Raw genomic sequence first — 14,653 nt, forward strand, 5'->3', positions numbered from 1 at the left:
GCCGCGATTCGATCGGTGTCAATTCTCTCGTAGTTCTCGTCAACCCGGACCATGGTCGTTTCAGCCATCCGCAATTAGGCTCCTAATCAGGAGCGAATACGGGCACAACCGGGGCGATGAACCGGAGGTCGCAGAGATCTCCAGAGTGAATGCGAGCCAGAGAAAAAATTACGCCGCGGAGTATTGAGCCCAAGATGGAGCGGACCAACAGCGACTGGCTTTCGCGATCATGAGCTCGGGGCAGCTGCTCATGGGTCCAGATGCCTGGTCCGGCCATGGATATTGATAGCTGTTTACAGGTGGGCTCGCGGAGCTGGCCAATGAACGGCATCAGGTTAGTTAGTAACAGCCCCGGCACAGTCTGGGTCTTATGAAGGCAAGGAGGCCTATAAATGGCCATTGACGTGGAAGCCAGGCCGGCCGTTGCCGACCTCATTGGCGCACGCGGAAGGCGACGGACTGGACAACGTTTCAGTCGAGACAAGTTGCTTGTCGTTTTGGGACTACCAGGGGCAATAGTCCTGATCCTGTTCCACTATGTACCGCTGCTCGGCAACATCATCGCGTTTCAGGACTTCCAGCCTTACACCGGCATCACCGAGTCGCCGTTCATCGGTCTGGATAATTTCAGGTTCTTGTGGAATGGCGACACCTCATTCTTGAGGGCCTTGACGAACACGCTTATTTTGACATTAATCCAGACGGTCTTCGTTTTCCCCGTTCCGCTTGCGCTTGCACTGCTGCTCAGCAGTTTGGCCGGGGAGCGGCTGAAACGGCTGCTGCAGTCGATCCTATACTTGCCACATTTTCTTTCTTGGGTGATCGTGGTTGCGATTTTTCAGCAAATGCTCGGTAACGCCGGCATGCTGAACACATTCCTGGTGCAAAATGATCTGCCCAGCTTCCACATCATCGGCGTACCCGAGTTGTTCATGACGCTTCTCACCTCACAGGCAATCTGGAAGGACGCTGGCTGGGGGACAATCATCTTCCTTGCTGCGATCTCCCAAATTGACCAGGAGCAGTATGAAGCTTCTGCGGTTGACGGGGCGAATGCTTGGCAGCGGTTGTGGTACATCACCTTGCCTTCGTTGAAGGGGATTTTCATTTTGTTGCTGATCCTCCGGTTGGGGAACAGTCTGTCGGTGGGATTTGAGCAGATCATTCTGCAGCAGGGGTTGGTCGGGCTGGAGACCAGTGAGGTCTTGGACACCTGGGTCTATAACAAAGGCATTATCGGCGGAGACTGGGGCATGTCGGCCGCCGTCGGCTTGGTCAAGAGCATTGTCGGAATCTTGATGGTGATGGGCGCAAACAAGCTGGCCCACAAGTTCGGCGAGCAAGGGGTATATCAGAAATGACCAGAATCAAAGAGATCACTGTCCGAGCATCGAAATCGTTCAGGCCCTCAAGAAAAGAAAAGAAGAGGCCGGTGTGGATGGAGAAGCCCAACGTCCTCGTGCAAGTGCTAAAGTCCGTTGCTCTTGGCGTTTCTGTACTTTTGGTTATCATCCCATTCTGGTCGATCATCGCGACATCACTCGCCGATCGGCAGACGCTGGATCAGTCCGCCGGTGGCATGGTGCTCTGGCCGGGAGACGCAACGTTATCCGCTTACGCGTCCATCCTGTCCGGTGGCGTCGTCACTCGAGCATTGATCATTTCAATCGGAATCACAGTGGCAGGTACAGCTCTTTCCCTGGCTGCGACTGCCGGGCTAGCGTACTGGCTCTCCCGGCGCGGTGCTTTCGGAGCCAAGCCCATACTCTTGCTAGTTCTCGGATCCCTGCTCTTCAGTCCCGGTCTGATCCCTAGCTATCTCCTCGTGAAGGAGCTCAATCTACTGGACTCTTGGTGGTCGTTGATCCTGCCGGTGTTGGTCAATGCCTTTAACGTGATCGTGATGAGGGCGTTCTTCCAAGAGCTCCCGCAGGAGCTGTTCGACTCTGCCTATATTGACGGCGCATCCAGCTTCACCATCTTGACCAGGATCGTGCTACCGGTGTCCAAGGCCGTCTTTGCAGTGATCGGATTGTTCTACGCTGTCGCCTATTGGAACGCCTTCTTCAACGCACTGCTATATATCCAGAGCACCGATAAGTGGCCGATGGCCCTCGTGCTGCGAACTTTTGTTGTGAACCAGACCACTATTGCTGGTGACCAAGTCGGGGCATCTGCTGAAGCCCTGCCACCTCAACTCCAGCTGCAGATGGCCATCCTGGTTGTGTCGCTGATTCCAATCTTGCTCGTGTATCCCTTCCTGCAACGGCACTTTGCGAGGGGCGTCATGATCGGCGCCGTCAAAGGGTAGTTCGTGAAACCTATAGAGAAAGAGGCTAAATATGTCAGAAATCGCGTTTAACCGGAGGACGCTTCTTCGAAGTGCGGGTGGAGCAGCACTTCTGCTTGGCAGTGGTGCACTGGCTGCTTGCGGACCCGGAGGCGGGAACAACGTCAATTCGGTCGAGACGAACTCAAAGATCGTTTTGCCTAGGTACATTCCCTACACCGGGGTCACTCCGGATTTCCCGGCCACGGAGGCCGGAATCGATCCCGCCTTTCGGAACTATCCCAAGCAGCTTGCCCGCTCGGTCACCGAAATCCCGGCCAAAGGCGGGTCATTGGTCGGGCTGTCCAATATCTACCTTCCAGCACCTCCCACACCTGACGCCAACAGCTGGTGGGCAGGGCTGAACAAGCGCCTTGGTGCCGACTTGAATATGCAGATGGTTCCGGCCGCGGACTACACACAGAAGTTCGCAACTACGATCGCCGGCAATGAGCTACCCGACATGATTCAAATCCCCAGCACACCCAACCTGCCCGATCTGCTGGCAAAACGGTTCGCGCGGTTGGACGACCACCTCTCCGGCGACGCAATCAAGGACTACCCCAATCTTGCCAACATCCAATCTGCCCAGTGGAAGCAGACTATTTTCAACGGCGGCATCTATGGAATTCCCATTCCGCGCAGCCGGGTTCAATTTTACTCTTTCATTCGCCAGGACCTGTTCGAGAAATACGGAGTTTCGCCCGAGCCCAAAGGCCGCGATGAGCTACTTGAGACGGCGAAGGCACTCACAGACCCCAAGGAGCGGCGCTGGGCGTTCGGCAGTTGGGAACATCTCCGGTTGTATCTGCTGGCCCAAAACGAAGCGCCCAACGGATGGCACGAAGAAGGCGGTAAACTCACCAACGTTTACGAGACTGAGCAGTACAAGCAGACCATCAATGACATCGCAGATTTCTGGAAGGCCGGTGTCGTTCACCCCGATTCCTTCTCGGCCACGCTTCAACCGAAGGCGCTGTTCAATTCAGGAACCATCGCGATAAACGCAGTCGATGGCATGACCGCCTGGAGTCAATACGTCACCGACAACGCATCCAACCCGAACTTCAAACTCGGTGTTATGCCAATCTACACACGCGATGGACGCTCACTCGCACCGTGGCAGCTTGGCAGCGGCATGTACTCATTTACTGGATTGAAAAAGCAGGACGATCCGAACAAAATCAAGACCATTCTGCGGGTACTCAACTGGCTCGCGGCGCCGTTCGGAACTGAAGAGTACACCTACGCCAAGTTCGGTCAGGAAGGTGTCGATCACACTGTCAGCGCCGACGGCGTCCTTTCCTTGACTAAGCAGGGAATCACCAACACAACCCTTCCCATCCGTTACTTGGCAGATGCCCCAATCACCCTCTATCAGCCTGGACGGCCCGGCGATGCCGACACGCAGTACACCTACCAGAAAAAAATCATGGCGAAAACCATAGCAAACCCAACAGTGGGCCTCTACTCCAACACTGCCGCCACTAAAAATGTGGGGGCCGACAAAGCTATGGTCGACGGAGTGAAGGAAATTATTCAAGGCCGCAAACCAATGTCCTCGCTGGATGAGCTCATTAAGAAATGGCGTACGGACGCAGGAGACGCCATGCGCGGCGAATACGAACAACAATTACAAACCGCGGGAACCAAGTAATCCGGAAGGCAGCCAGCCAAGGACATTTTAATTAGTGTCGGATTCCACTTGATTGCACAACGGCGATGGTGGACGATGAACAACTGCTCATCGTCCACCATCGCCCTCCGGGACTTAGGGCACCTTCGAGAAGGGCTTGCCATCCCAGGCCCGTTTACTGGTCCAATCCGCTTCCCCCTGCCAAAAGGGGTGTTCTGGCAGGAGGCCGAGAGGCAGAAATACCGTTGCGCACAAATATAGGCTTCCTGTCGATATGTAGTTTTCGCCAATGCCCGGCTGATCGCCGCAGAAACCGATCCGCAGCCAACCGTCAGGGTCGAACGTTCCGGGAGCTTCTATCATGCGGCGGATCACGGCCGTGAGGGCGCAACGAACCTGGTTCGGTGCGATCTCCCCCGGAAGAAATCCTTGCAGAACGGCTTGGGACAGCAGTTGAAATGCACCGAATCGGTAAGCAAGGGATCGCCCGATCGGTGGGAAGGTTCCTTCCGGGGAAATCAGTCGTTCCTGCTGGGCCGAATGCCGGGCCGCACGGTGAACTACATCAGCCGTCATCTTCTCCCACTCCGGCGCTTGCGTTCCCATTGTTTGCAAAATATCGACCATCATTGGCTGAATGACAAAGCTGTTGTAGTAATCCCAGTGAAATTCCGGCCCATCGCCGTAAACGCCATCCCCTAAATACCATTCCTGGTGTTTACGCAGGGAATAGTCGATTCGCATCGGATCCCACTTTTCACCAAGGAGATACAAAGCCGTCTCTGTCATGGCTGCGAACAGCAGCCAGTTGTTATAGGCAGGTTTTCTCGATCGGGTGGCTTTTAAGGAATCGGCTACATTTTGCTGCACCCCTCCCTCAAGCTTGCCGAGCAGTTCCTTTGGCGCCCGGACCAGAGCATGAGAGAGGAAGGCGGCGTCGACGATTGGCTGATGACCGTGCGCAAAGTTCATAAAGTCCGGCGATGATGGGTCGGTCGCAGCATCAATGGCCTCTCTGGCCAAAGCTGCCATCTCACTGCGGCACTCCTCTTCCTCACCTGACAATCCCGTCTGTTCCAGCCAAGGTGCCATCCCGGCGAGTAATCGTCCGAGCGCTTCCAAGTAGGTGTACTCACCTCGATCGTTTGTTGTGCCCTGGACGGGCATCCGCTCCTTCAACTTACGTTCTGACAGTGCAGTCAGCACCGGTTTACCGATCTTCAGCAACCACTCCAGCCATTGGTCACGATCCACTGTTACATCAGTCATCGTTATGTTCTCCCCTAATGTCGTAATGCATAACTAACACTCCTTTTGATGGCTCGTTCGTCATAAATTCCACATTATGTGCAGATTCAGGCTTATGGAATGAACGATGTTTTGCCAAAGTAGGACAAAGTTGCACTTTCGCTGGATATGGAAGGATCTTTGGTGCGACGTTGTTGTTTTGCGATGCGTCGACTTCAACTTTTTCCTAGTTTCAGTCAATCCACGGCCTATGAGTGCCAATCGGACTCTCTATAGCCTCTTTCCTATGATTGATATCTCCACTTCCCATGCCAAAAAGACCTTGTCAGCTGGCCCGCTTGTCGGCGCCTACTACTTCCCCAATTACCACGTCGACCCTCGTAATGAGGTTTGGCATGGAAGGGGGTGGACTGAGTGGGAGTTGGTGAAGCGCGCTGAGCCTCGTTGGCATGGGCATCAGCAACCCCGCGTCCCGTTGCTCGGATATGAGGACGAGGCGGATCCTGCCGTTATGAATGAAAAAATCGCGTTAGCAACGATGCACGGCGTGAATGCTTTTCTGTTCGACTGGTACTGGTATGGTGACCGGCCTTACCTCCAGCGTGCTCTTGAGGATGGCTTCATGCCTGTTGCAGGGGCGGGCGGCATTCGGTTCGCATTGATGTGGGCAAACCATGATTGGACCAACATTCACCCCATGAAGCGGGGCACGTCACAAATAATCCAAGAACATGGCGGACTGGATGCCGACCAGTTCCGTGCTGCGACCGACTACATGATCGAGCGGTACTTCAAACACCCGAGCTATCTGGTTATCGAAGGTCGCCCGATGCTACAAATTTACGACCTCCCTACTTTGGTGCACGGGTTGGGCAGTATTGAGGCCGCTCGCATCGCGCTTGATGACTTTCGCCAGCGCGTGGCTGACGCAGGGTTGGGCGACATTCATTTGAACGCCATCGTGAAGGACGTCACCGTCCTGCCCCAGGAAAGCGCCGGCTTTGACGGACCCGGCTTGGTTGCAGCGCTTGGATTCGACAGCGTCACCTCTTATGTTTGGGTTCACCACGTCGAGTTGCCTGAACTTGAAACGTCCTATTCGGTGGTCGCAGACCAGGCTGCGGACGGTTGGGAAGTTCTCTCCTCGCGTTACGCCGTCCCCTACTATCCCAACGTCACCGTGGGCTGGGACTCCTCGCCCCGCACCGTGCAATCAGATATCTTCGACCCGGCCCAAGGCTATCCCCACACCAACACCATTGCGGACGCCACGCCTTCGGAGTTCGGGAAGGCCCTGGAGCGAGCTCGCGCCTTCGCTCAGCGCTCAGATTCCCCTCTGGTCACAATTAATGCCTGGAACGAGTGGACCGAGGGCACGTATCTTGAGCCCGACACGGTCCATCGCTATGGCCATCTTGAAGAGATACTTCGTGTCTTCGGGGGTGACAGCTCTAAATTCACCACGGCGCAGAGCCCAGGAACGCCAGCCTAGTGGAGAGTCCATAGTCCTTCCGAAGAGATACGGCATCAGCCGGGACTCGAATCAGAAGGTGCAACCTGGAAAGCCGCCACCACCTTGTCCGACCCCACGATCATGCAACAGATGGCCGCATCCCTATTCTTTGGATCTGGATGGGTTCTGCCTGTTGCCGGATGAACGCGGGAATGGGCTGTTGCCGGTGCCTCGTGGCACCGGCAACAGCCTTGGGGTGCAGGGTGGCTAGTGGGCGTCGTCGGCCGTTGCTCCCTCTGCCGCCGCGGGGATGTGGACAGGGTCGGCCACGTGCTGGTGCTTGCGGGAGAAGAGAACCGCGATTCCGGAGAGTGCCCATGGAATGGCTCCGAAGAGGAACGCCGCCGTGGCCCAGTTTCCTCCGCCGGAGAGGACCGTGGCGGCCAGCGCGCGAGATGATCGCCCCGATGGGTCCCACGGCGGCGACCAATGTTGCTCCGCGTCCGCGGATGCGGGTGTCGTAGCGTCTTGGTGGTGCCTCCTCGCAATGCTGTTTCTCCGAGGTGCGGGTCCCCTTAGTGCTGCTATGTCACATGCTGTCCCTTCGGCAGGTCTGGACCTCCGATGCGAGTGACTGGGCGGGGACGACAGGGAAACGCGCGCGGGCTCCGTGTCAAAGCAAATCGAGTTCCCGCGTGAGGCCGAACGGAACGTCGGGGCTGAGTGCGACCTCGAAGGTGGTGGCATCGAACCTCGTTACGACAATGCCGCAATCTGCTGCTTCCCTACGGAGCAAAGCGCACGTCCGTTCAAGTTGCTGGTCCCTTGATTCAGGGTCCTCAACTTTGACGGTGATCCTTGAGGTTTTAGGGGCATGCTGGCTCACCTTTCTCGTTTCAATTCGGAGCGACACCTGTGAATTGAAGGGCTGTGAAATGAGTTCTGGCGAATTGGGTCACCACGTCGAAGTCGAGGTCTGCACCACGCAGGGCGGCGATGGCCTTGATTATCAGCTTCACGGCGGCGACGGCGATCACAGTGGAGACGACCAGGGCTCCGACCGGATCCAGCCAGACCGGCCTCACTGCGGGTGACGGGCCCCCGATACCGCCCAGGCGAGACGCGGGGTACTACCCGCTGTCACTAATAAGTCCACGCAGTCCTAAGCATCCCATGCGAGTCTGAAGCCGATGCTGGATGAGCGTTCGATGCCGAGGCCGGGCAGCAGGAATTTCAGGCTGAACGAGGGGTCCTGAACGCCTCCGTCGGTGTACCAGTCGGAGCCTGTGGTGCGATGGTCGCTTCCGCCCTTGAGCATGACGAAGCGGGTGACGCCGTCGCTGTGTTCGCTTTCAGTCCAGTTCCAGACCGCAGGGGTGCTGCGTTCGAATCCCGGTTGTTCGGCGGCGAGCTGCCATTCAAATTCGGTGGGGAGGCGCGCGCCGGCCCATGCGGCGTAGGCGCGGGCATCGGCTAGGGAGATGCCGGTGACTGGGGCGTCGTTCGGTGCGCCTTCTGTACCTGATAGGAATCGGTTGTCGACGCTGGGTCGATAACCGGTCCGTGTGAGGAAGTTACGGAAGTCCGCAACTGACACTTCCCGCAGTGCCACGGCCACAGGTCTGTCGATCGCGATACTCAGTTGCTCGCTGCGCTGGTCGTGCAGGCGCGGCGGAAGTGGCTTCCACTCCTCGACGTACGGGGCTCCTTGGTAGAAGCCGGTTTCGCGGCGGCGGAAGGTTACTTCCAGCGTCCGGGCGCCGGGTTCGAGGACAATGGCGGCTGCCGGGAGGGTCGTTACTTTGCCAGGCTGGTGGGCGATGCGAACTGCTTGACGGCGCGGGAAGCGGGTGTCTGCTGAACCGGGATCGGCGGCGGCCGCCGCCATCAACGCCGCGAGGCCGGATAGTTCAGGTGTGCCGGGTTCAAGCTGAAGGACGCCTGTGACTCCACGCGCCGGCACTGTCACCGATCGTATGTCTGCAGCTCCTGTGGTGATATCAAAGCGCCGCGTTCCGGCTACGGGGACATTTGCGAACGGGTCCCCCGTCCAATCAATTTCGCTGCGGTTCACGATCGTCCACAGCGTTGCGCCGGCGTGTGACCAGCGGGAAACGTATATACCTGCCTCGATCGCCGCGGCGGTTGCGCCCTCCAGCGGTGACCAGTCGCCGTGGATCAGGAGGTCGGAAAACTGCCGCTGCACCCGGAGCATCCGCCGAAGCGTTGCTTTGTCACGTTCGTTCCAGCCAACCCAGACCCCGAACACGGTGTCCCAGACGAGCATGCCTGTGCCATTCATCCAGGCAGATTGGAGCTCGGAGCTGTGGTCGCGGTTCCAGCGCCGCGTTGAGTGCATCATGTGACGACGTTCGTACCAGTGGGCGCGCATCACGCCCGGCGCCTCGGAGTCAGCAAACCATTGCGCCCAGCTGAGCTGGTGGTCTTCGATGCGCTGGTTCGGGACGCGCGACTCGCCTTCCAGGACCTGCGGGGGCGTGGCTACGCGGAGGGCGCGGATGAGGGGTGCATCTCCTTCTTTCATGGTGTCCAGGAACACGCCGTCAATGCTGAGTTCGGATACGAGGGATGCCAGTTCATCTGCATCGCTTCGCAGGGCCCGGCGGGTTCCGATATCCCAAGGGTTGTAGTCGACGAACACTCGAAGGCCCCGGGCGTGCAGGCGGTCGATGACCCCTTCCAGGCCAGGAACGTCGCGGTAATAATCGAACTGGTTGCGATCATCGATACCGATGACCGGGTAGGCGTGCCAGAGCACAATACCGTCGAGCCCGCCCTGATCAGCAATGGATTCGAGGAAGGCATCCACGGTGAACTCTTGCCGTTCGTGGTCGAACAAACGTTCGTCCCACAACCAAACCTGCGCTACGGCATAGGCGGCGCTGGCCCAACTGGTTGCTTTGTCGTCGTAGGCGTCACCGCTGTAGGCAAGCCGGGCTTTGGCTTCCCTTCGCCATGCCGACAGGTCTTCACGCCATCCTGGCCAATCGGCAGGGTCATCGGGTGCGGCGAAGATTTTGGCGATGTCACCAATCGAGGGATCGATGATCCCCCCGGGTGGCAAAGCGGTCGGCTTGTCGATGGCGCGTGGCACGAGCGGGTTGAACTCGTTGGTGTTCTCTTCGTCCGGGTCAAAGCCCGACTTAGTTGATTGAATGGAAATGGCGAATCTCCTCCAAGGTGGGAATGGACGGGACGGCGCCGTGCCTCTGGACCGAGATTGCTGCCGCTGTGGTGGCAAATTCGGCAGCACGGATCAGGGCGCCAAGGTCAAGCGTTCCACGGGTTTCCTGGTCCAGTTTTGCGGCCAGCGCACCGCAAAAAGTGTCACCTGCGCCCGTTGTGTCGACAGCGGCAACGCGACGACCTGGGACGAGTACCGGTAGTTCACCTGGCACACAGACGATCGCGCCTCGCGGGCCGAGGGTAAGGATGACGGCCGGGCCCAGTTCGCTGAGCGCCGAGGCAAGCGCGTTCTCGTCCTCGTTTTGGGTCTGATTGCTGCGGGTTTGTGCTGCGAGGTGCCTGGCCTCGTGCTCATTGACGATGAGGACATCAATGCTGGCCAGAAGTCCGGCGGGAAGCGGCTGGATGGGTGAGGCGTTGAGCACGACGGTCGTGGACGCCGCCCGGGCGGCGTTGGCTGCGCCGATGACTGCTGACATGGGGGTCTCCAGCTGCAGAACCAGGACGTGGGCACCGGCAATGGCGGCGTTTTCACCGACATTGAGCATTTCCAGGAGACGGTTTGCTCCGGGGTTTACGACGATGGCGTTCTCCCCGTTGTCGTCCACGGTGATTATTGCGGTTCCGGTAGGTTCGGTGACGCGACGTGCCTGTAAGGTCACGCCGGCGGCTGCGGCCTCGGCAGCCAGACGGTCCCCGGGCTCATCGGTACCCAGGGCAACGATAAAGGTCACTTCCGCTCCGGAGCGCGCCGCCGCAATGGCCTGATTGTTGCCTTTACCGCCTGCGACGACGCTCACGCTCGCGGCGAGGACCGTTTCACCGGGGGAAGGGATGCGTTCAACTCGATACACGAGGTCGCGGTTGGCGCTGCCGAGGACGACCGTGCTCATACAGCAGCCACCACCAGGGTCCGCGCAGCGAGGTCACTGAATTTCACACCGGAGAAACCAGGAACGGAGGTCGCCAGCCTGTTGTCCAAGGGGTCTATCCACTGTGCAGGCAGACCGGCGGCACCGGTGACAGCACCGGCGATTGAGCCCGCGGTGGCGCCCACGGAATCGGTGTCCCATCCCCCTGACACGGCAAGAGTGATGGTTCGTTCGAAGTCGCCCTTGCCCCGGGTGAGGGCAAATGCGAGCAGGGCAGAATTATTCACTGCATGTACCCAGTGCAGGTGCCCGAACTCGGCGTGCAGAGCATCGACGGCGGCCTCGTCGCTAAGATCAGCGTCGCCCAACTGAACTCCTCGTCTGATGGCGGAAGCGTATCGACTTCCGGCCGGCACGACGGAGAGGCCGGCTTCAACAGCCTCCTGCACGGTCGCCCCTGCAACAGCTGCTGCGCATGCCCCGGCAGTAAACATCGCCCCATAGAGTCCGGAGCGGCCGTGGCTTAACCGGGCGTCCACCCAAGCCAGCCGTGCCGCGGCGACGGGGTCTCCCGGGTTTGCCCACCCGTACACATCGGTGCGGATCTGAGCCCCGATCCAATCCCGGAACGGGTTCTGGTGCCGACCGGCGATTTCGGGCTCTATACCGTCCAATAGGTTTCGGTAGACAATCCGTTCAGCGGTGAAAACCCGGCCGCCAGGCAGATTATCCAGCCAGGACTGGGCCACGTTATCGACCGTGAAGGAATGACCTGCCGACTCCAGAAGGCCGAGTGCGATCAGTGCGAAGTTCAGATCATCGTCCTCCGGCATCCCATCGATATTTTCCACGAGGCTGTTCTTCCCACTGCGGCGGTTCCAGGGGTAGCGCGTCGCCGTCGCGGCGTCCATCCCGACCCCAGTGAAATACGACTTCAGGGGCCAGTTCCCGGTCGATTGGCCGATCGCCCGGATCCCTGCCAGGGAGACTTTTTCAACCGGCTTGCCCAGGAGGCACCCCGAGGCCCGGCCCAGCCACCCACCAAGTACCCGGTCTTTCAGGTCTCCGGCACGTACGCCTGCGTCTGCGCCGAAGGCCGTGCCCGGGCCCGCTGCGAGGATGTCTTCAAGCACGTCAGGTTCTGCGGCCACCAGTGTGGCCGGGTCGGGCCGCTCGTCTAGCTCGGTAAGCAACCGACGGGCAAGGCGTCGCAGTGCTGGCGGTGCCGGGTGCGGCGTCGCGCCGGAAACAGCCGCGTGGGGTTCTCCCCCTGCACCTTCCCATTGCAGTCTGATGTCTGCGACGTCACGGCCGTCCTGTTCTGCGGCAGCCAGGGCGTGCGGCAGAAGGTCTTCAGGCTGGGTCCAGCTCAGGCGAAGCATCAGGCCACCCCGTTGAACGCTGCCTGCGCCACGTCGACGCTCTGGGCGCGTTCTGGCTGTTCCAAGTCAAGGGCCTGGATGACTGCTGCGTCATAGTGCGCCCGTTCCAGGTCCTTCTGGAAGATTTCCGCAGCGATGTCGGCAAGTTGATTTGCATAGGCATCGAAATCCACACGGCTGGCTTCTGCGATGGAATCGAGCCAGTCGGTCGCTACTGCTGCCATGCCGCCAATGCCTCCAGCGAGGGAACCGACCATGCTGGCGATTGAATCGGAATCACGGCCGTAATTCGCGGCCCCCAGGATGGTCTTCCGGAAGTCGCCGTTGTAGGCCACAAGCAGGCCGAGTGCTACCGGGAGCTCCTCGATTGCCTTGGTACGGGACGGCAGGCGTGCGTCCATGTTGGGTTCGCGGTACTTGTCGCCAACGGTGTCGAAGGGCCGGATTGCGTCCCGCAGGATCACGCCGATCTCTTGGTCTGTTGCATCATCTGGAATGCACGTTGCTGCCTCCACGACCGCTTCGATCGCGGCCTTGGAGCCGTCGTGGGCGTAGCGAAGGGCTGCGTCAATGACAGAGCCAACTGTGGCCCCGGGTGCTACTGCGGCTGCCACGGCTGCGGCGAATATACCGGCTGCTTCGCGTCCGTAGCTGGACTGGTGTGCTCCGGCGATGTCGATGGCTTCCATGTAGGCCCTGCGGGGATTGCCGGCATTAACGATGCCCACGGGAGCCATGTACATGGCAGCGCCGCAGTTGACGACGTTGCCCACGCCTGCTTCCCGCGGATCAACGTGGCCGTATTGGAGCCGGGTCACAAGCCACTTTTCTGCGAGGAAGACACGCTGCAGCAGGATGGACTGGCGTTCCAGTTCCGGGATCCACCGCATTTCTGTTTGGAGCAGCGGGACAAGTGTTTCGGCTATGGCGAAAGCGTCCAGGTGGTCGCGGTGCTTGTCGTAGACCTGGATGAGGGCCTGGGTCATAAGGGTGTCGTCGGTGATGTGGCCGTCACCTTTGTGGTACGGACTGACGGGGCGCGCGGTTTTCCAGTTGTCGCCGTAGTAAGGGGGGACGATCCCTGTGATGGGGCCGTTGTACCGTTCGTTGATGGCCTCGGGGCTGAAGCCTTCTGCTGCGCCTGCGATGGCGTCTCCGATGGCCGAGCCCGCCAGGACGGCCGCCGTTCGTTCACGAATCCAGTTCATGTGGGTTCCTTTTCGTTGTGTGCCCTCGGCTGTTCGCCGCTAGTGGTTGATTCCGGTCCAGCCGTCGACCATTTGCTTGCTGAGCTGGTCCGACGAGATCTGCCCGGCCAGGTACTGCTGGTAGCCCGGAGTGGCAATAGTCGTCTTCCAGCTGTTGTACTTTTTGAGGCTGTTGAAGGATGGATTGACCAGGTTCTTGCCCGAAGCGATGATCTGGGCCCAGCCGTTCTTGCCGTTGGTCAGCTTGGAGAGCGCGTCCAGCCCCGATTTGGTTGGCGGAACTTGCCCGTCGGCGAGGTTGATCTTCGCGAGGTTGTCGGCCTTCATGTAGAAGTTCACAAACTCGGCTGCGCCCTTCACGTTCTTCGACTTCGCATTCACTGACAGGGTGATCGGCGCGGCCAGCTGCGAGGCGCTCTGGCTGCCCTCGAGCGCCGGGAGCACCGTCCATTCGAAGCCGGCGGGCACCTCAGAATCGATGTTCGCAATCTGGTAGGAGCCAGCTACTGTCATAGCGGCCTTTCCGCCGTAAAACGTGGCAAGCACATCCGAGCTCGATTGAGTTACTCCGGTTGGGTCGACGTATCCGCTCTTGATCATCGACTGAACGCGCTCGGGCACTTGCAGTTCGTCGTCGCCGAAGACTGCTTTCGCGTCGTTACCCTCACCGGTGAAGTACTTCGCGCCGAAACCCGTGCCGAGGTAGGCGAACGCCGAGGTCGGGCTCTTAAGACCCCAGGTCAGGCCGTGGACGCCGCCTTTGGTGGTGTCCTTGGCAAGCTTCTGGAAGGTGTCCCACGTCATCGTGTCGCCGGTCGGCATCTGCACGCCGTCCTGTTCGAGCAGCTTCTTGTTGGCGAACACTACGTAGGTCTGCTGTTCGGTTGGAGTGGCGATCAGTTTGCCGTCGACGGTTAGGGCATCCTTGGCTCCGGCGTCGATGTCGTTGACGGTCTCCGCTGGGAGAAGTTTGCTCAAGTCAGCCAGGTTGCCGGCGAACGGCAGGATATCGCTTGGTGAGATGGTTTGGATGATGTCGGGGGCGACCCCACCCGAGAACTGTGTTGTGAGCTTGTCCTGGAGGTTGTCTGCCGGTGCCTGAACAAGGTTTACCTGGACGTCAGGGTTGGCCTTGTTCCAGTCGTCAACCAAGGCTTTGGTTGCTGCGATGGCGGCAGGCTGGTTGTTGAAGTACTGGTAAGTGAGGGTCGTTTTCCCGCCCTCACTCGAGGTTGAGGGGCTTGAGCACCCGCTCAGTGCGAGCAGGGCGACCGTGGTCGCTACCATCGTGTGGCGAAGCTTCATCACTTCATTCCTT

Annotated in this window: 12 protein-coding genes; 4 read left to right on the top strand and 8 right to left on the bottom strand. The window is 59.3% G+C overall.

Annotated elements, in window-relative coordinates:
- The first annotated feature begins 392 nt into the window (after positions 1–392).
- The 3 genes from LD110_RS07185 to LD110_RS07195 are packed head-to-tail and all read left to right on the top strand — an operon-like array spanning position 393 to position 3,986.
- Complete coding sequence (locus LD110_RS07185) at positions 393–1,361, top strand: sugar ABC transporter permease (RefSeq protein ID WP_225497823.1); 969 nt, start codon at positions 393–395, stop codon at positions 1,359–1,361.
- Entirely contained in the window at positions 1,358–2,311 is a 954-nt protein-coding gene (locus LD110_RS07190) for a carbohydrate ABC transporter permease (protein WP_225497825.1), read from the top strand. Before LD110_RS07185 ends, LD110_RS07190 begins: the two co-directional genes overlap by 4 nt.
- Positions 2,312–2,342: 31 nt before the next feature.
- Positions 2,343–3,986: an extracellular solute-binding protein gene (locus LD110_RS07195; protein WP_225497827.1), complete on the top strand. Its 1,644-nt coding sequence runs from the start codon at positions 2,343–2,345 to the stop codon at positions 3,984–3,986.
- A gap of 114 nt (positions 3,987–4,100) precedes the next feature.
- On the opposite strand, the gene LD110_RS07200 is transcribed toward LD110_RS07195, so the two are convergent.
- Positions 4,101–5,234: a DUF2264 domain-containing protein gene (locus LD110_RS07200; protein WP_225497831.1), complete on the bottom strand. Its 1,134-nt coding sequence runs from the start codon at positions 5,232–5,234 to the stop codon at positions 4,101–4,103.
- A 265-nt stretch (positions 5,235–5,499) separates the two neighbouring features.
- Here LD110_RS07200 and LD110_RS07205 point away from each other — a divergent pair, with 265 nt between their 5' ends.
- Positions 5,500–6,705 carry a glycoside hydrolase family 99-like domain-containing protein gene (locus tag LD110_RS07205; RefSeq protein ID WP_225497833.1) on the top strand — a complete coding sequence of 402 codons (1,206 nt, stop codon included), beginning with the start codon at positions 5,500–5,502 and terminating at the stop codon, positions 6,703–6,705.
- 634 nt (positions 6,706–7,339) lie between these two features.
- On the opposite strand, the gene LD110_RS07210 is transcribed toward LD110_RS07205, so the two are convergent.
- The 7 genes from LD110_RS07210 to LD110_RS07240 all read right to left on the bottom strand — a co-directional run bounded on the left by LD110_RS07210 (position 7,340) and on the right by LD110_RS07240 (position 14,640).
- Complete coding sequence (locus tag LD110_RS07210; RefSeq protein ID WP_225497835.1) at positions 7,340–7,552, bottom strand: hypothetical protein; 213 nt, start codon at positions 7,550–7,552, stop codon at positions 7,340–7,342.
- A 10-nt stretch (positions 7,553–7,562) separates the two neighbouring features.
- Positions 7,563–7,751 carry a hypothetical protein gene (locus tag LD110_RS07215; RefSeq protein ID WP_225497836.1) on the bottom strand — a complete coding sequence of 63 codons (189 nt, stop codon included), beginning with the start codon at positions 7,749–7,751 and terminating at the stop codon, positions 7,563–7,565.
- A gap of 77 nt (positions 7,752–7,828) precedes the next feature.
- A complete protein-coding gene (locus LD110_RS07220; RefSeq protein ID WP_225497837.1) occupies positions 7,829–9,781 on the bottom strand; it encodes an SUMF1/EgtB/PvdO family nonheme iron enzyme in 1,953 nt (650 codons plus the stop codon).
- Positions 9,782–9,830: 49 nt separating this feature from the next.
- Positions 9,831–10,766 (bottom strand): ribokinase, encoded by a 936-nt coding sequence (locus LD110_RS07225; protein ID WP_225497838.1) that lies wholly within the window; start codon positions 10,764–10,766, stop codon positions 9,831–9,833.
- Positions 10,763–12,127, bottom strand: coding sequence for an ADP-ribosylglycohydrolase family protein (locus LD110_RS07230; protein ID WP_225497839.1), 1,365 nt, complete (start codon positions 12,125–12,127; stop codon positions 10,763–10,765). Before LD110_RS07230 ends, LD110_RS07225 begins: the two co-directional genes overlap by 4 nt.
- Positions 12,127–13,335 carry an ADP-ribosylglycohydrolase family protein gene (locus tag LD110_RS07235; protein ID WP_225497840.1) on the bottom strand — a complete coding sequence of 403 codons (1,209 nt, stop codon included), beginning with the start codon at positions 13,333–13,335 and terminating at the stop codon, positions 12,127–12,129. Before LD110_RS07235 ends, LD110_RS07230 begins: the two co-directional genes overlap by 1 nt.
- 39 nt (positions 13,336–13,374) lie before the next feature.
- On the bottom strand, positions 13,375–14,640 hold the full coding sequence (locus LD110_RS07240; protein ID WP_225497841.1) for an ABC transporter substrate-binding protein: 1,266 nt from the start codon (positions 14,638–14,640) through the stop codon (positions 13,375–13,377).
- Between the last annotated feature and the right edge of the window lie 13 nt (positions 14,641–14,653).

The organism is Arthrobacter sp. M4 (genome assembly GCF_020251205.1).
Taxonomy (GTDB): Bacteria; Actinomycetota; Actinomycetes; order Actinomycetales; family Micrococcaceae; genus Arthrobacter.